Origin of the sequence: Streptomyces sp. NPDC008121, from assembly GCF_042957155.1 — a bacterium.
In the GTDB taxonomy this organism is placed as follows: Bacteria; Actinomycetota; Actinomycetes; order Streptomycetales; family Streptomycetaceae; genus Streptomyces.
The window spans coordinates 1,297,847-1,313,399 of sequence record NZ_JBIBHT010000001.1 but is presented as its reverse complement, the minus strand read 5'-3'; the positions used below and the strand labels follow the sequence as shown (position 1 = coordinate 1,313,399).

Sequence of the window (15,553 nt, the reverse complement as noted above, 5' to 3'; positions counted from 1 at the left end):
CGCCTGGCACGCACGCTCGCTGCGTTGTCGGTCGTCGGCGCAGCCCGCTGCGCTCTCCTCCCTCCGCCTTGCGATCGCACGCACCAGACGCCCCCGGCCCCGCCCTGCGGGCGGACGACGCTACTTCCGACACACGCCCTAGGTCAGCGCGGCGCCTGCGACCTCGCCACGACGCTGTCCTCGCAGGGGCCGTCCGCCAGCAGCTTGACGGCCTCGACCTCGTCCTTGTCCGCGGACAGGCCCCAGCGCAGCTTGGTGCCCACCCACTCGGCGGCGTAACGGCAGTACTGGGCCGTCACCGAGGGGAGCCATTCGGCGGGGTCCCGGCCGGCCTTGTCCTTCTGGCTGCGGGCGGTCACCGCGACGAGCGTGGCGGCCGCCCCCTGGTCGTTGGCGTACTTCTCGCGGCGCGCTGCGGACCAGCCGGACGCGCCCGACTCCCAGGCCTCGCTGAGCGAGACGAGGTGGTCGACGCGGAGCGCGGCGGGGTCCGTGACGCTCTGACCGTCGTAGTACGACGTCCACTTGCCGTCCATGAGCGCGCAGCCCACGCCGGTCTTGGGGGCGTCCACGGCCTCTTCCAGGAGTACCTCGCCGCGGGTGTCGCAGCCGTCGGCGGGGTCGAGGCCCTGATTCCAGTGGCGGAACGCGGAGGCGGTGTACCCGGCCGCGTCCTCGGTGGCCACGTCGAGTTCGGCGAGGGCGTCGGGGAGCAGCACGACGCTCGCCGAGAGGGCGGGGGAGGGGGCCGCGAGGGGGGAGAGGATCAGGGCGACCGGGGTGAGTCCGCGCATCAGGTTCTTGATCATGTCGCCGTGGATAGCGGTGGCGGCGGGGGCGCGGGGACGAAACGCGGGTGTGTTCGCCCAAGCGGGTGTGGATCTTCACCGCAGAAACGATGCGCTGACACCACTGCCCCCGTAAGGGTCCGCGCACGTGAAAGAGCGCGGAACCAGGGACCGTAAACCTGGTTCCGCGCTCTCGTGATGCCCGCCCGACGGTGCGAGGCTGGCGCGACAGGACGTTCGCACCGCCGGGCGGAGTCTCGGGGTGTGCCCCCATGGGGGCGTTGGGACCGCGGCGGCGGCGACGGGCGTCGCGGACGGTCCTCTTCCTTCAGGTCAGGAAGAGGGTCCGGACGTCCTTACCACCGCACTGGCTCGCTCGCCGCCGCGGTCCTCACGCTGTCCGTACCGCCGGCCACCCCTCATCCGGGCCGCCGGTCCGGACGGCGTACGGCTTCTGACCTCCCGTCATCCGCCGTACGCGGTCTGGTACCGCGTGGGATCAGTCCTCGCGCAGGGCGCGGACCGCCTCCTCCACGCGCTTGCCGTACTCCGGGTCGGCCGCGGCGAAGTGCGCGATGTTCTTCTCGACGACGTCCTCGCGGGACACCTGGGAGAGACCGCCGGCGATGTTGGCGATCAGGCGGCCCTTCTCGTCCTCGGACATCAGGCGGTAGAGCTCACCGGCCTGGAAGAAGTGGTCGTCCTTGGCGTGCTCGGGCGCCGCGTGGGTGCCGGTCCAGCCGTGGATCGCCAGCGGGGCGGAAGGCACCTCGTCGCTCTGCGAGGGGCCGGAGTACGAGTTGGGCTCGTAGTTCTTGTCGTGGCGCGAACCCTGACGGGTGGCCATGAGGCCGTCGCGGCCGTAGTTGTCCGCCACGGTCGCCTTGGGCGCGTTCACCGGCAGCTGGGTGTGGTTGACACCGAGACGGTAGCGGTGGGCGTCGGCGTAGGCGAAGAGACGGCCCTGGAGCATCTTGTCCGGCGAGGGACCGATGCCCGGCACGAAGTTGTTCGGGGAGAACGCGGCCTGCTCGACCTCGGCGAAGACGTTGTCCGGGTTGCGGTCGAGGACCAGACGGCCCACGCGCTGCAGCGGGTAGTCCGCGTGCGGCCACACCTTGGTGAGGTCGAACGGGTTGAAGCGGTAGTCCGCGGCCTCGGCGGCCGGCATGACCTGGACGTAGAGGGTCCAGGAGGGGTTCACCCCGCGCTCGATGGCCTGGAGCAGGTCCGTCTGGTGCGAGTTGGCGTCCTTGCCGACGACCTCGGCCGCCTGCTCGGCGGAGAGGGAGCGGACGCCCTGGTTCGTCTTGAAGTGGTACTTGACGAAGAAGGCCTCGCCGGCCTCGTTGGTCCACTGGTAGGTGTGGGAGCCGTAGCCGTTCATGTGACGGTACGAGGCGGGGATGCCGCGGTCGCCCATCAGCCAGGTGATCTGGTGCGTCGCCTCGGGGGCGTGCGCCCAGAAGTCCCAGACGTTGTCCGGCTCCTGCTTGCCCGTGAAGGGGTCGCGCTTCTGGGAGTGGATGAAGTCGGGGAACTTGATCGGGTCCTTGATGAAGAACACCGGGGTGTTGTTGCCGACGAGGTCGTAGTTGCCCTCCTCGGTGTAGAACTTCAGCGCGAAGCCGCGCGGGTCCCGGACGGCGTCCGCGCCACCGAGCGAGTCGGCGACGGTCGAGAAGCGGATGAACGTCTCGGTCCGCTTGCCGACCTCGGAGAGGAAGGCGGCCTTCGTGAAGCCGGTGACGTCGTCGGTCACCTCGAAGTGGCCGTACGCGCCGGAGCCGCGGGCGTGGACCACGCGCTCCGGGATGCGCTCACGGTTGAAGCGCGCGAGCTTCTCCAGCAGGTGCTGGTCCTGCAGCAGGATGGGGCCACCGACGCCGGCGGTGGCGGAGTTCTGGTTGTCGGCGACAGGTGCGCCGGACTCGGTCGTAAGCACGCGCTTCGACATCGTGACCTTCCGTACGGGAGCTCTGCAGACGGTGCGAGGAGCGTAAATTCGCCTCGAACATCACGTCAACAGTTTGTTGAAGATGAAGGGAGGTGTTCCGGTCGGCGGTGGCGCCTGGGCGCGACAGGACAGGTGTCAGCGCCACCGCCGACCGGAAATCTGGGTCAGACCTGTTGGCCGGAGAGACGCTCGACGGCGCGGAGCAGGGCCGAGTGGTCCAGGCCGCCGTCACCCTGCGCGCGCAGGGAGGCGACGAGCTGGGCGACGACGGCGCCGACCGGGAGGGCCGCACCGACGTTGCGGGCGGCGTCGGTGACGATGCCCATGTCCTTGTGGTGCAGGTCGATCCGGAAACCGGGCTTGAAGTCGCGGTTCAGGAAGTTGTCCTTCTTGCGGGTCAGGACCGTGGAGCCGGCCAGACCGCCGTTGAGGACGTCCAGGGCGGCCTGGAGGTTCACGCCGGACTTCTCGAGGAAGACGACGGCCTCGGCGCAGGCCTGGATGTTGACCGCGACGATGAGCTGGTTGGCGGCCTTCACCGTCTGGCCGGAGCCGTGCGGACCGCACAGGACGATGGTCTTGCCGAGGGCCTCGAGGACCGGCAGGGCCGCGTCGAAGTCGGCCTGCTCGCCACCCACCATGATCGACAGGACGGCCTCGATGGCGCCGGCCTCGCCGCCGGACACCGGGGCGTCCAGGACGCGGATGCCCTTCTCCGCGGCGTTCTTGGCCAGGTCGACCGAGGTCTGCGGGGTGATCGACGACATGTCGATGATCAGCGCGCCCTGCCTGGCGTTCTCCAGGATGCCCTCGGGGCCGTAGGAGATGGCCTCGACCTGCGGGGAGGCGGGCACCATCGTGACGATCACGTCGGCGTCCTTGACGGCCTCGGCGATCGAGCCGGCGACGGTGCCGCCGGCCGCGGCGAGACGGTCCAGCTTGTCCTGCTCCAGCGTGAAGCCGGTGACGGAGTAGCCCGCCTTGATCAGGTTCTCGGACATGGGCGAGCCCATGATGCCGAGACCGATCCACGCGACCTTGGGGAGATTGCTCATGGTGAGGGTGCCTCTCGAAACTGGTGGTACGGAAGGAGGTCAGCGGGCCGCGCGGGCCTCGGCGGGGAGCCACTCGAAGGACGCGGCGGCGTCGGCGGCCTTGTACTCCAGGCCGACCCAGCCGTCGTAACCGGCCTTCTTGAGCTCGTCCAGCAGCTGCTCCAGCGGCAGCTCGCCGGTGCCCGGCGCGCCACGGCCCGGGTTGTCGGCGATCTGCACATGGCCGGTCTTGTCCGCGTACGCGGCGATGACCTGGCTGACGTCCTCGCCGTTCATCGACAGGTGATAGATGTCGAGGAGGAACTTGGCGTTGCCGAGTCCGGTGGCGGCGTTGACCTTGTCGACGACCTCGATCGCGGAAGGGGCGCTCACCAGCGGGTAGAGCGGCGACTCCGGCTTGTTCAGGGTCTCGACCAGGAGGATCGCGCCGACCCGGTCGGCCGCGCGGGCGGCCAGGACCAGGTTCTCCAGGGCGAGGGAGTCCTGGATCTGCGGGTCCACGCCCTCGACGCGGTTGCCGTAGAGCGCGTTGAGCGCGGTGCAGCCGACCGAGGCGGCGAAGTCGGCCGCCACGTCGATGTTGGCGCGGAAGCGGTCCGACTCCTCACCGGGTACGGAGAGGGCGCCGCGGTCGGGTCCGGGCAGCTGCCCGGCGTAGAAGTTCAGGCCCACCAGCTGGGTGCCGGCGTCGTCCAGAGCCTTTTTGAGGGCGTCGAGCTCGCTCTGGTCGGGGGTGGCGGTGTCGATCCAGGGCCACCACAGCTCGACCGCGGTGAAGCCCGCCGCGGCGGCGGCCGCGGGGCGCTCCAGAAGCGGGAGTTCCGTGAAGAGGATCGACAGGTTCACATCGAAGCGCTGGTCCGTGTATCCCATGAGGGGCGGCGCTCCTTCCGTATTGCGGAAGTAAGTTTCTGTCTGACGGAATGTTGCACGGAGGGGTGCGGGGGTGTCAAGGGGGCACCCGCGCAGGTCGGCCCCGCGCGGGGTCCCGGCTGATCGTCGAAGCCCGTGGCCGCCTTCTCCGCGGACCGGCCTCCCGGGCGGGTTCCGCGCCCAGTAGCGTGGGGCCATGGTGCGTTTGAAAGTGGAGTTCACGACCGAGCCGTTCGACCTCGACGAGGCACCGGCCCACGCGGTCGTGGCGCGCGAGGTCATCCAGGCGGCCGAACTGGACGCGGTGGACGTCGGCCCGTTCGGCAACACGGCGGAAGGCGCCGCCGACGAGGTGCTGACCGCCGTCGACGCCCTGCTGCGCAGGTCCCTGGCGGCCGGCGCGACCCGCGTCTCCCTCCAGGTCAACGTGATCGGGGAGGACGAGAAGTGACCGAGCACCCCCTGGTCGCCGCGGTGAAACCGCTCGTCGACGCCATGGGCGCCGAGATACTCGGCCCGGAGCAGGCCGAACCGGACGACGTCGTGCTCGCCTGGGAGGGCGAGGACGTGCTCGCCGTACGCCTGCCGCAGCTGTCCGACTCGCTCGACCACATCCTGGCCGCCATGGAGCGCCGGCACGGGATGCCATTGGCCGAGCTGGACCGCAAGGCCAAGCAGGAGGCCGTCCGGATGCTGGAGGCACGCGGTGCCTTTTCCGTACGCCACGGGGTGGAGACGGTGGCCGGGGCGCTCGGTGTCAGCCGGTTCACCGTGTACAACTATCTGAACAGGGAAACCGCCCTGAACAGGCAAAAGACCGCCCAGGCCGACTAGGGCGCGTTCCGATAGGCCCGTCCGGCCGGGGTGTCCCCGGCCGTGCCCGGTGCAAGCCGCCGTCCGGATGTCGGGACGGCGGCTTTTGTGTGGCCGAGTTTTCAACAAAGTGTTGACGGGATGTTGCGCCAGGGCGTTAGCTATCCGCAGCCCGTCCGACGCACAGTGAAAAACAGCCACGGAGGCTTCCCGTGACTTCAGGTTCGACTCCGGGCCTCGCCCGGTTCAACACCTCGGCGGACAGCGACGCTGTCGCCGCGCTCCACGAGGTGTGCTCCAGCTCGGCGTGGGGGAGCAAGCTCGTCGCCCAGCGCCCGTACGCCACCGTCGAAGCCCTCTTCCTCGCCAGCGACGCCGCCATGGCCGAACTGACCGCCGAGGATCTGGCCGAGGCGATGGCGGGCCACCCGCCGATCGGTCGTCCGAAGGCCGGGGACCCGACCTCCTCCCGCGAGCAGAGCGGGATGGCCGGGGCCTCCGAGGAGCTCAAGGCGGAGATGCTCGAACTCAACCTGGCCTACCAGGACAAGTTCGGTCATGTCTTCCTCATCTGCGCCACCGGCAAGACCGGCGAGCAGATGCGGGACGCGGTCCGCGAGCGGATCGAGCACGCGCCCGAGGAGGAGCGGGAGATCGTCCGCACCGAACTGGGCAAGATCAACCGTATCCGCCTGACCCGTCTCGTAGAGGAAGAGAGCGCCGCATGAGCACCGACACCACCGCCTCGGTGTCCACCCACATCCTGGACACCAGCGTCGGCCGCCCCGCCGAGGGCGTGGCCATCACGCTCGCGGCCCGCAGCGGCTTCGACGCGTCGTGGGTGGCGCTCGGCGGCTCGGCCACCGACGCGGACGGGCGTTGCAAGGACCTGCCGGCGCTGCCGGAGGGAACGACCCATGTACGTCTCGACTTCGAGACCGAGGCGTACTTCTCCAAGAAGCAAGCCGAGGCGCAGCAGGACGCCCCCCGCGTAAGGGACAGCGGTGCGTTCTTCCCGGAAGTGACCATCACCTTCGCGGTGAATCCGGGCGAGCACTATCACGTACCGCTGCTGCTCAACCCGTTCGGCTACTCCGTTTACCGAGGGAGCTAGCAGACATGCCCACGATTCTCGGCCAGAACCAGTACGGCAAAGCAGAGAACCGCGTCGTCAAGATCACGCGGGACGGCGAGACGCACCACATCAAGGACCTGAACGTCTCCGTCGCCCTCTCCGGCGACCTCGACGACGTCCACCTCACCGGCTCCAACGCCCACTGCCTGCCCACCGACACGACGAAGAACACCGTCTACGCCTTCGCCAAGGAGTACGGGATCGAGTCGGCCGAGCAGTTCGGCATCCACCTGGCGCGTCACTTCGTGACCAGCCAGGAGCCGATCCGCCAGGCCCGGATCCGGATCGAGGAGTACTCCTGGGAGCGGATCGCGACCTCGGACGCCAACTCCAAGTTCATCGGCGCCGACGAGGTCAACCACTCCTTCGCCCGCAAGGGCCAGGAGACCCGCGTCACCCAGATCACCTACGACGGCGAGAAGTGGGAGGTCATCTCCGGCCTCAAGGACCTCATCGTCATGAACTCCACCAACTCGGAGTTCTGGGGCTACATCAAGGACAAGTACACGACGCTCCAGGAGGCGTACGACCGCATCCTGGCCACGCAGGTCTCCGGTCGCTGGCGGTTCAACTGGACCGACGACGACCAGCGGATGCCCAACTGGGAGAAGTCCTACGAGCAGACGCGCAAGCACATGCTCCAGGCCTTCGCCGAGACGTACTCGTACTCGCTCCAGCAGACGCTGTACCAGATGGCCACCCGGATCATCAACCACCGTTCGGAGATCGACGAGGTTCGCTTCTCGCTCCCGAACAAGCACCACTTCCTGGTGGACCTGGAGCCCTTCGGGCTCAAGAACGACAACGAGGTCTACTTCGCCGCCGACCGCCCGTACGGCCTCATCGAGGCCACCGTGCTGCGTGACGGAGCCACGGCGCAGATCCCGGTCGACATGACCAACCTCTAAGCGGCACGCGTGGCCGCCCCCGCCGCCCGCCCGCAGGAGGGCGGGGGCCGCCACCACCGGAGGGACAAACCATGGCACAGCCCGCAGTCGGGCCGGCAACCGCCGAAGGCCCGTGTACCACCCCGCCGGCCACCTCGGCCGAGGTCCACCCGGTCGACGAGAAGCTCCCCGCCTCGCGACTCGTTCCCGCCGCGCTCCAGCACATCGCCGCGATGTACGCGGGCGTCGTCACCCCTCCGCTGATCATCGGCCAGGCGGTCGGCCTGGACGCCGCCGGGATGACCCGTCTCATCGCCGCCGGCCTGCTCATCGCCGGATTCGCCACCATCCTGCAGACCATCGGCGCCGGCCGCTTCGCCGGAAACCGGCTCCCGTTCGTCAACGCCGCCTCCTCCGCGGGCATCGCCCCCATGCTGGCGATCGCCGAGACCAGCGCCCCCGGACACCAACTCCCCGCCATCTACGGCGCGGTGATGGTCGCCGGAGTCTTCTGCCTCGCCGTCGGCCCCTTCTTCGGCCGGCTGCTCCGCTTCTTCCCGCCGCTCGTCACCGGCGTCGTGATCACCCTCATCGGGGTCACCCTGATGCCCGTCCCGGTGAGCTGGGCCCAGGGCGGCGACCCGACCGCGGGCGACTTCGGCGCGATGAAGTACCTCGCGCTCGCCGCCTTCACGCTCGTCGTCATCCTGCTCTTCCAGCGCTTCGGCAAGGGATTCGTCAAGCAGATCGCCCTGCTGCTCGGCCTGTTCATCGGAACCCTCGCCGCGATCCCCTTCGGGATGGCCGACTTCGGCGCCTTGCGCGAGGCGCCCGTCGCCGCGCTGCCCAGCCCCTTCGCCTTCGGCGCCCCCGAGTTCCAGCCCGCCGCGATCCTCTCCCTGTGCATCGTGATGCTCGTCCTCATGACCGAGTCCAGCGCCGGCATGCTCGCCCTCGGCGAGATCTGCGACCGCAGGAGCGACGGCCGGACGATCACCCGCGGGCTGCGGACCGACGGCATCGCCACGCTGCTCGGCCCCGTCTTCGGCGGCTTCCCCACCTCGGCCTTCGCCCAGAACGTCGGCGTCGTCTCGCTGACCCGGGTCCGCTCCCGCTACGTCGTCGCGGTCGCCGGCTGCGCCCTGCTCGTCCTCGGCGCCTTCCCGGTCCTCGGCGCGGTCGTCTCCATGGTCCCGATGCCCGTCCTCGGCGGCGCCGGCATCGTCCTCTTCGGCTCGATCGCCGTCTCCGGCATCCGTACCCTCTCCGAAGCGGGCCTCGACGACAGCTCCAACATCATCCTGGTGGCCGTCGCCCTCGGGGCGGGCATCATCCCGCTCGCCGCCCCCACCTTCTACGCCGGCTTCCCGGCGTGGGCCCAGACCGTCCTCGGCTCCGGCATCAGCGCCGGCGCGCTCGTCGCGGTCACGCTCAACCTGTTTTTCCACCACCTCGGCACCCGGAGCCGTCACGCGGCCCCGGCACTCAAATCCTCCTAGGGTCCTGCCGTGCCCGCCCCCTACGACTCCGTCGTGGTGGGACCCCCAACCAAAGAGGAATGAAGGAACCACCGCCATGGCAGCACCTTCGGCAGCCCAGCGCATCGTCATCGAGAACTGTGCGATCGCGACCGTAGACGCCAACGACACCGAGTACGCCTCCGGTCACCTCGTCGTCGCCGACAACAAGATCGAGTCCATCGGAGCCGGCAAGGCGCCCGAGGGCCTGGAGAACGTGGTCCGCAGGATCGACGCCACCGGACACCTGGTGACGCCCGGTCTGATCAACACGCACCACCACTTCTACCAGTGGATCACCCGGGGCCTGGCCACCGACCACAACCTCTTCAACTGGCTGGTCGCGCTCTACCCGACCTGGTCGCGCATCGACGAGTCGATGGTGCGCGTCGCCGCCCAGGGCTCGCTGGCGATGATGGCCCGCGGTGGTGTCACCACCGCCATGGACCACCACTACGTCTACCCGAAGAACTCCGGCGACCTGTCCGGCGCCATCATCGGCGCCGCCTCCGACATGGGCGTGCGCTTCACCCTCGCCCGCGGCTCCATGGACATGAGCGAGAAGGACGGCTTCCTCCCGCCGGACTTCGCCGTCGAGACGACCGAGGGCGCGCTCGCCGCGACCGAGGAGACGGTACGGAAGTTCCACGACGCCTCCTTCGACTCGATGACCCAGGTCGCCGTCGCCCCCTGCTCGCCGTTCTCCATCTCCACCCAGCTCCTCAAGCAGGGCGCCGAGCTGGCCCGCCGCCTCGGTGTGCGCATGCACACGCACGGCTCGGAGACCGTGGAGGAGGAGAAGTTCTGCCACGAGCTCTTCGGCATGGGCCCGACCGACTACTTCGAGTCGACCGGCTTCCTCGGCGAGGACGTGTGGATGGCCCACTGCGTCCACATGAACGACTCCGACATCGAGGCCTTCGCCCGTACGAAGACCGGCGTCGCCCACTGCCCCTCCTCCAACGCACGCCTGGCCGCCGGCATCGCCCGCGTCCCGGACATGCTGAAGGCAGGCGTCCCGGTCGGCCTCGGCGTCGACGGCACCGCCTCCAACGAGTCGGGCGAGCTCCACACCGAGCTGCGCAACGCGCTCCTCGTCAACCGGCTCGGCGCCCACCGCGAGGCCGCCCTCAACGCCCGCCAGGCCCTCCGTCTCGGTACGTACGGCGGCGCGCAGGTCCTCGGCCGCGCCGACTCGATCGGCTCGCTGGAGGCCGGCAAGCTCGCCGACTTCGTCCTGTGGAAGATCGACGGCCTCGGCCACTCCTCGATCGCCGACCCGGTGACCGCGATCGTCTTCGGCGCCGCCGCGCCGGTGACGGCCTCCTTCGTCAACGGCAAGCAGATCGTCGAGAACAACCGCCTGCTGTTCGCGGACGAGGAGTCCATCGCCCGCGACGCGCGCGCGGAGGCGCAGCGCCTGGCCCGCATCACGGCCCAGGGCTGACCCTCCCCAAGGAGTCCGACCGAGGGGGACGGCCCTCGGTCGGTCGCCACGGACCCGAGCGGGGCCCGTGGCCGGCCGGACGGGGGGTGCCCGTACGAAAAGAGGTACGGCACCCCCCGGACGGTCGACATCGTGTCCACCCCTCCCCGGGCACACCGAGCGCGGCGCCCCCAGGCCGACGCGAGCACACGTCCTCATGAGCCGCACTTCGTGAGGCGCCTTCACCGCACGACTGCACCACCTCCCTGACATCCGCGTCACCGCCGACGTGTAACCGACCGGAGGAACCGCCGTGGCCACCAAGCCCAGGTTTCGCAATGATGCACAAGACGCAGGCGCCGATACCGAGACCCGGAGCAAGCATCCGGTCGACGAGACGCTGCCGCCCCTGAAGATGTTCACCAGCGGTCTGCAGCACGTGGCCGCCATGTACGCGGGTGTGGTGGCCCCGCCACTGATCGTCGGAGCGGCCGTCGGCCTCTCCGGCACCGAGCTGACCTTCCTCACCGGAGCCAGCCTCTTCACCGCCGGACTCGCGACCTTCCTCCAGACCCTCGGCGTCTGGAAGATCGGCGCCCGGCTGCCGTTCGTCAACGGCGTCACCTTCGCCGGTGTCGCCCCGATGCTCGCGATCGTCGACACCACCGACGACAAGGCCGACGCACTGCCGCTGATCTTCGGCGCGATCATCGTCGCCGGCGTCCTCGGCTTCATCGCCGCGCCCTACTTCTCCAAGCTCGTCCGCTTCTTCCCGCCCGTCGTCACCGGCACCGTGATCACCCTCATCGGTGTCTCGCTGCTCCCGGTCGCGTTCGGCTGGGCGCAGGGACCCGATCCCGGTGCGAAGGACTACGGCTCCACGACCTACCTCACCCTCGCCGGGATCACGCTGGCGGTGGTCCTGGTCCTGCGCCGGTTCACCCGCGGCTTCCTCAAGCAGATCGCCGTCCTCGTCGGTCTGGTCATCGGCACCCTGATAGCCATCCCCTTCGGGGTCACCGACTTCAGCCCGGTGACGGAGGCCGACATCGTCGGCTTCCCCTCGCCGTTCCACTTCGGCGCACCGCAGTTCGCCCTCGCGGCGATCATCTCGATGTGCGTGGTCATGCTGGTGTCGATGACCGAGTCGACCGCCGACATGCTGGCGCTCGGCGAGATCGTCGACCGGCCCGCGGACGAGAAGACCATCGCGGCCGGACTGCGCGCCGACACCCTCGGCTCGGCGCTCAGCCCGCTCTTCAACGGCTTCATGTGCAGCGCCTTCGCCCAGAACATCGGCCTGGTCGCGATGACGAAGATCCGGAGCCGGTTCGTGGTCGCCTGCGGCGGCGGATTCCTCGTCCTGATGGGCCTGTCGCCGGTGATGGCCTCGCTGATCTCGGTCGTCCCGCGGCCGGTCCTCGGCGGCGCCGGAGTCGTCCTCTTCGGCTCGGTCGCGGCCAGCGGCATCCAGACGCTGGTCAAGGCCGGTCTGGAGAAGGACAACAACGTGCTGATCGTGGCGGTCTCGCTGGCCGTCGGCATCATCCCGATCACCGAGCCGGAGTTCTACCACGCCTTCCCGGAGACCGCGAAGATCATCCTGGACTCCGGCATCTCGACCGGCTGCGTCGCGGCCGTCCTGCTGAACCTGGTCTTCAACCACCTGGGCAGGCGCGGCGACGAGGACACGGTCACCGCGCCGATGGAACCGGGCGAGGAGATCTCCGAGACCCGGGGCGCCAAGGCGGTACACGTCCACTGAGCCCTCCTCCGCCGTCCGCCGAGCCGGTCCCCGCGTACGACGCGGGGGCCGGCCGCGGGCGTTCGGTGGTGCTGGTCAACCCGAACACCTCCGCCGCCACGACGGCGATGATGACGGCGATCGCCCGGCGGACCCTGGGCCCGGCCGTACGCGGGGTGACGGCGAGGCACGGCCCTCCGATGCTCACCGATCCGGCCGCGCTGCGGGCCGCCGTGCCCGAGGTCGTCGCGGCCGGCCGCCGCGCCCTGGCCGCCGGCGACTGCGCGGCCCTGATCGTGGCGGCCTTCGGCGACCCCGGCCTGGACGCGCTGCGGGCCGTGGCGGGGGAGGTCCCGGTCGTCGGCATCGGCGAGGCGTCCCTGCGGGAGGCCTCCGCCGGCGGCACCCGTTTCGGCATCGCGACGACGACCCCGCGCCTCGCGGTCTCCCTCGCGGACGGGGTCGCCGCGCTCGGCCTGACCGGCCTCTTCACCGGCGTCCGCCTGACCGTCGGGGACCCCGCGACCCTGTCGGCCGACCCGGACGCGCTCCTGGAGGGCCTGGCGCGCGCGGTCCGGGAGTGCGTCGCCCGCGACGGCGCCGAGGCGGTCGTCATCGGCGGCGGCCCCTTCGCCGCCGCGACCGAGACCCTCGCCCCCCACAGCCCCGTCCCCCTGATCGCCCCGGTCCCCGCGGCCTGCCGAAGGGTGCGCCGGCTGCTGACCGGATGACACGCTCCGGGGCCCCGGCAGCCGCCGGCGCGGGGCGGCGCACAGCGTGGCCGCCCGGGGAGAGGCGGCCCACGAAGGGCCGGTCGGCGAAGGCCCTGACGCCTTCTCCCACACCGGTCCGCGGCGAGGCGGCCGGCGGTGGGCCCGTCGGCGAAGGCCCCGAAGCCCTCCCACACCGGTCCCGTGGCGAGGCGTCCGACCGTGGGCCCGTCGGCGAAGGCCCCGACGCCTCTCCCGGGCCGGTCCCGTCGCTGCCCCGCCGCCCCCCTACGCCGCCCCCTCCGGGCGCCAGGCCGGGTCGCGGCCGCTCAGGCCGATCACCCGGTCGAGGAGGGGCGCCTCCGGGGGGACCGGGACGACCGGGCCGAAGAAGCCGTCGTCGGCCGGGGCGTCCGCCTCGGGGGTCAGCAGCTCCTCGGAGACGGCCAGGTCCTCCTCTCCCGGGGCGTAGGCCTGGTGCGTCGCGCGCGCCAGGTCCCAGCCGTGGATGACCAGTTCGTTGAGCGCGATGCGGCCCATGACGGCGGCCGGCAGCTCGACGCCGCCCGCCTCGGTGTCCCCCTCCCACGCCCCCGGCTCGCGCCAGGCCGCGGCCAGCTCCTCCAGGGCCTTCGGCAGCTCCGACCGCCAGCCCTCCGACAGGACCGGCCGCACCGAACCGGGCGGGGTGCCCGTCGTCGGGCCGAGGTCCTTGCGGGCCGCGTCCCGGAAGGCCACGCTCAGCGAGGCGAGGTGCGCCAGGATCTCCCGTACCGCGTACTCCGGACACGGCGTCGGATCACCCAGCCGCCGGTCGTCGATGTCCTCGGCGAGCCGCGCCACGCGCGCGGCGGCCGCTCCCAGATCGATCTGCGTCGACTTCTCCATGCAGGGCAGACCGCCGCGAGCCCCGGAACTCATCGCTCCGCCCCGATCCGCCGTCGGCACTCCCGCTCCAGCGCGGGATAGGCCGCCGCGATCGCCTCGTACAGACGCAGCCGCAGCAGCCGTTCGGCCTCGGCCCGCCCGGTCGCGCCGTACAGCCCGTCGAGCAGCGCGTCGTACCGCGCCAGGGCGTGGCGCAGATAGCTCACCTGCCACCGCACCAGCGCCCCGGCGGCCGCCTCGCCCGGCCCGCGGGCCCCGAGCAGATGGCGGTGGCGGACCGCCCGGCGCTCCAGCTCGGAGGCGGGCAGGCGCGGCACCTCGATCGGCTCCGCGCGGATCGCCGCCATGACCGCCCGCCGCCGGCGCTCCGCCCCCTCCTCGGTCGCGGACGGGCACCGCCCCGCCGCCGCCGCGCACCGGACGAACTCGGGGGTGCGCGCCACCGCCTGCACCCGGGCCAGGAGGAAGAGCCGGACCGGCGCAAGCGACCAGCGGCGCGGGTCGCGCCCCTGCACGTCCGGCTCGCCGAGCAGGCGGCTCACCATCGCGTCGGTCCAGCCCCGCTCGCGCAGTCCGGCGAGCGTCACATAGGTCGTACGGTCCGTCATGGTCCCCCCTCAGGACAGTCACGGAGAGTGACGAATCCAGTGAAGCGCACCCCACTGACAACGACCGCCCGCCGCCCCCTTGCCGCATCCCCCGCCCAGGTGCCATAAAGGTCTGGACCAGGGTCTGGACCATGTCGACGGACGGAGGCATTTCCGTGCAACGCCCGCCCGCCACCACCCCGTGGGCCCTCGCCCTCGCCGCACTCCTGACCACCGCGCCGGTCCTCGCCGGCTGCTCCGCGTCCCCGCCCGAGGACACCGCCGCCCCCGCCGCCCCCACCGGCGTCACGGCCGCCTCCGGCAGCGCCCGCACCGTCCACGTCATGTGGAACGCCGCCGCCGACGACCGCGCCGTCACCGGCTACGAGGTCTACCAGCAGGGCCGCAAGGTCAGGGACCTGCCCGCCACGACCCTCATGACCGACGTCCTCGGCCTCACCCCCGCCACCCCCTACACCTTCACCGTCCGCGCCCGCGACGCCGCGGGGAACCGCTCGCCGCACAGCGCCGCCGTGCCCGCCACCACCCTCGCCGCGACGGCCGAGGACCGCACGCCCCCCACCACCCCCGGCGCCCTGCGCGCCGCCCCCGACGGCGCCCGCGCGGCCACCCTGACCTGGAAACCCTCCCGGGACGACACCCGGGTCACGGCCTACGACGTCTACCAGGCGGACGCCCGGGTCCACACCGTCCCCGGAACCGCCACCACCGCCCGGGTCACCGGCCTGCGCCCCGGCACGATCTACTCCTTCACCGTCCGCGCCCGCGACGCCGCCGAGAACTCCTCGCCGGACAGCGCCCCCGCCGACCTGACCACCGCCCGGGCCGCCGGCGCCCCCGGCGGCACCGCTCCCACGGACCTCACCGTCACGGCCTCCCCGGGCTCGATCACCCTGACCTGGACCCCGCCCCGCGCCGACGCCCCCATCACGTCCCACCAGCTGTACCTGAACGAGAAGTTCGCCACCACCATCGTCTGGGGCGCCGCACCACCCCCCGGCCGCGCCACCTACACCTTCACCGTCCCCGACCCCCCGGGCACCCGCTTCAGCGTCAAACTCCGCGCCCGCCTCCCCGACGGCACCTGGGGTGACTTCTCCGCCCAGCGGACCGTTGTCGTCCCATGACGGCGCCGTCCCGCGCGTCGGCGTC

At 71.3% G+C, this 15,553-nt stretch carries 16 protein-coding genes; 10 read left to right on the top strand and 6 right to left on the bottom strand.

Going from position 1 to position 15,553, the window contains the following annotated elements; genetic code table 11:
* Window positions 1–143 precede the first annotated feature (143 nt).
* The 4 genes from ACFZBD_RS05645 to ACFZBD_RS05630 form a co-directional block, all read right to left on the bottom strand.
* A complete protein-coding gene (locus ACFZBD_RS05645) occupies window positions 144–809 on the bottom strand; it encodes an HNH endonuclease (protein WP_391135797.1) in 666 nt (221 codons plus the stop codon).
* A gap of 478 nt (window positions 810–1,287) precedes the next feature.
* Window positions 1,288–2,745, bottom strand: coding sequence for a catalase (locus tag ACFZBD_RS05640; protein WP_391135794.1), 1,458 nt, complete (start codon window positions 2,743–2,745; stop codon window positions 1,288–1,290).
* A gap of 164 nt (window positions 2,746–2,909) precedes the next feature.
* Window positions 2,910–3,800, bottom strand: coding sequence for a 2-hydroxy-3-oxopropionate reductase (locus ACFZBD_RS05635; protein ID WP_391135791.1), 891 nt, complete (start codon window positions 3,798–3,800; stop codon window positions 2,910–2,912).
* A 39-nt stretch (window positions 3,801–3,839) separates the two neighbouring features.
* Complete coding sequence (locus ACFZBD_RS05630) at window positions 3,840–4,673, bottom strand: TIM barrel protein (RefSeq protein WP_391135788.1); 834 nt, start codon at window positions 4,671–4,673, stop codon at window positions 3,840–3,842.
* 199 nt (window positions 4,674–4,872) lie between these two features.
* On the opposite strand from ACFZBD_RS05630, the gene ACFZBD_RS05625 reads away from it, so the two are divergent.
* The 9 genes from ACFZBD_RS05625 (at window position 4,873) to ACFZBD_RS05585 (ending at window position 12,926) form a co-directional block, all read left to right on the top strand.
* Window positions 4,873–5,124: a thiamine-binding protein gene (locus tag ACFZBD_RS05625; RefSeq protein ID WP_391135981.1), complete on the top strand. Its 252-nt coding sequence runs from the start codon at window positions 4,873–4,875 to the stop codon at window positions 5,122–5,124.
* A gap of 44 nt (window positions 5,125–5,168) precedes the next feature.
* Window positions 5,169–5,507: a helix-turn-helix domain-containing protein gene (locus ACFZBD_RS05620; protein WP_391135978.1), complete on the top strand. Its 339-nt coding sequence runs from the start codon at window positions 5,169–5,171 to the stop codon at window positions 5,505–5,507.
* A 191-nt stretch (window positions 5,508–5,698) separates the two neighbouring features.
* The gene (gene uraD / locus ACFZBD_RS05615; protein ID WP_391135785.1) at window positions 5,699–6,214 is read left to right on the top strand and encodes a 2-oxo-4-hydroxy-4-carboxy-5-ureidoimidazoline decarboxylase; all 516 of its coding nucleotides are present in this window, start codon (window positions 5,699–5,701) and stop codon (window positions 6,212–6,214) included.
* Entirely contained in the window at window positions 6,211–6,600 is a 390-nt protein-coding gene (gene uraH / locus ACFZBD_RS05610; RefSeq protein WP_391135782.1) for a hydroxyisourate hydrolase, read from the top strand. Before uraD ends, uraH begins: the two co-directional genes overlap by 4 nt.
* Window positions 6,601–6,605: 5 nt before the next feature.
* Entirely contained in the window at window positions 6,606–7,529 is a 924-nt protein-coding gene (pucL, locus tag ACFZBD_RS05605) for a factor-independent urate hydroxylase (protein WP_391135778.1), read from the top strand.
* Window positions 7,530–7,600: 71 nt separating this feature from the next.
* Window positions 7,601–9,007, top strand: a complete 1,407-nt coding sequence (locus tag ACFZBD_RS05600; RefSeq protein ID WP_391135775.1) for a solute carrier family 23 protein — start codon at window positions 7,601–7,603, stop codon at window positions 9,005–9,007.
* Window positions 9,008–9,083: 76 nt separating this feature from the next.
* On the top strand, window positions 9,084–10,472 hold the full coding sequence (locus ACFZBD_RS05595; RefSeq protein WP_391135772.1) for an 8-oxoguanine deaminase: 1,389 nt from the start codon (window positions 9,084–9,086) through the stop codon (window positions 10,470–10,472).
* A 292-nt stretch (window positions 10,473–10,764) separates the two neighbouring features.
* Window positions 10,765–12,216, top strand: a complete 1,452-nt coding sequence (locus tag ACFZBD_RS05590) for a solute carrier family 23 protein (RefSeq protein ID WP_391135769.1) — start codon at window positions 10,765–10,767, stop codon at window positions 12,214–12,216.
* Between the two features lie 68 nt (window positions 12,217–12,284).
* Complete coding sequence (locus ACFZBD_RS05585) at window positions 12,285–12,926, top strand: aspartate/glutamate racemase family protein (protein WP_391135767.1); 642 nt, start codon at window positions 12,285–12,287, stop codon at window positions 12,924–12,926.
* 267 nt (window positions 12,927–13,193) lie between these two features.
* Here ACFZBD_RS05585 and ACFZBD_RS05580 read toward each other — a convergent pair whose 3' ends face one another.
* Both ACFZBD_RS05580 and ACFZBD_RS05575 read right to left on the bottom strand, forming a co-directional pair.
* Window positions 13,194–13,826: a TIGR03086 family metal-binding protein gene (locus tag ACFZBD_RS05580; RefSeq protein ID WP_391135764.1), complete on the bottom strand. Its 633-nt coding sequence runs from the start codon at window positions 13,824–13,826 to the stop codon at window positions 13,194–13,196.
* Complete coding sequence (locus ACFZBD_RS05575; RefSeq protein ID WP_391135761.1) at window positions 13,823–14,401, bottom strand: hypothetical protein; 579 nt, start codon at window positions 14,399–14,401, stop codon at window positions 13,823–13,825. The genes ACFZBD_RS05580 and ACFZBD_RS05575 overlap by 4 nt, the downstream gene beginning before the upstream one ends.
* 155 nt (window positions 14,402–14,556) lie before the next feature.
* Here ACFZBD_RS05575 and ACFZBD_RS05570 point away from each other — a divergent pair, with 155 nt between their 5' ends.
* Window positions 14,557–15,528, top strand: a complete 972-nt coding sequence (locus ACFZBD_RS05570; protein ID WP_391135759.1) for a fibronectin type III domain-containing protein — start codon at window positions 14,557–14,559, stop codon at window positions 15,526–15,528.
* Window positions 15,529–15,553: the final 25 nt, after the last annotated feature.

Coding starts and splice junctions, on each gene's coding strand:
- ACFZBD_RS05630 (WP_391135788.1), bottom strand. CDS start 4,673: ATGGGATACACGGACCAGCGCTTCGATGTGAACCTGTCGATCCTCTTC.
- ACFZBD_RS05575 (WP_391135761.1), bottom strand. CDS start 14,401: ATGACGGACCGTACGACCTATGTGACGCTCGCCGGACTGCGCGAGCGG.
- ACFZBD_RS05595 (WP_391135772.1), top strand. CDS start 9,084: ATGGCAGCACCTTCGGCAGCCCAGCGCATCGTCATCGAGAACTGTGCG.
- ACFZBD_RS05620 (WP_391135978.1), top strand. CDS start 5,169: ATGGGCGCCGAGATACTCGGCCCGGAGCAGGCCGAACCGGACGACGTC.
- ACFZBD_RS05580 (WP_391135764.1), bottom strand. CDS start 13,826: ATGAGTTCCGGGGCTCGCGGCGGTCTGCCCTGCATGGAGAAGTCGACG.
- ACFZBD_RS05640 (WP_391135794.1), bottom strand. CDS start 2,745: ATGTCGAAGCGCGTGCTTACGACCGAGTCCGGCGCACCTGTCGCCGAC.
- uraH (WP_391135782.1), top strand. CDS start 6,211: ATGAGCACCGACACCACCGCCTCGGTGTCCACCCACATCCTGGACACC.
- ACFZBD_RS05635 (WP_391135791.1), bottom strand. CDS start 3,800: ATGAGCAATCTCCCCAAGGTCGCGTGGATCGGTCTCGGCATCATGGGC.
- ACFZBD_RS05645 (WP_391135797.1), bottom strand. CDS start 809: ATGATCAAGAACCTGATGCGCGGACTCACCCCGGTCGCCCTGATCCTC.
- pucL (WP_391135778.1), top strand. CDS start 6,606: ATGCCCACGATTCTCGGCCAGAACCAGTACGGCAAAGCAGAGAACCGC.
- ACFZBD_RS05600 (WP_391135775.1), top strand. CDS start 7,601: ATGGCACAGCCCGCAGTCGGGCCGGCAACCGCCGAAGGCCCGTGTACC.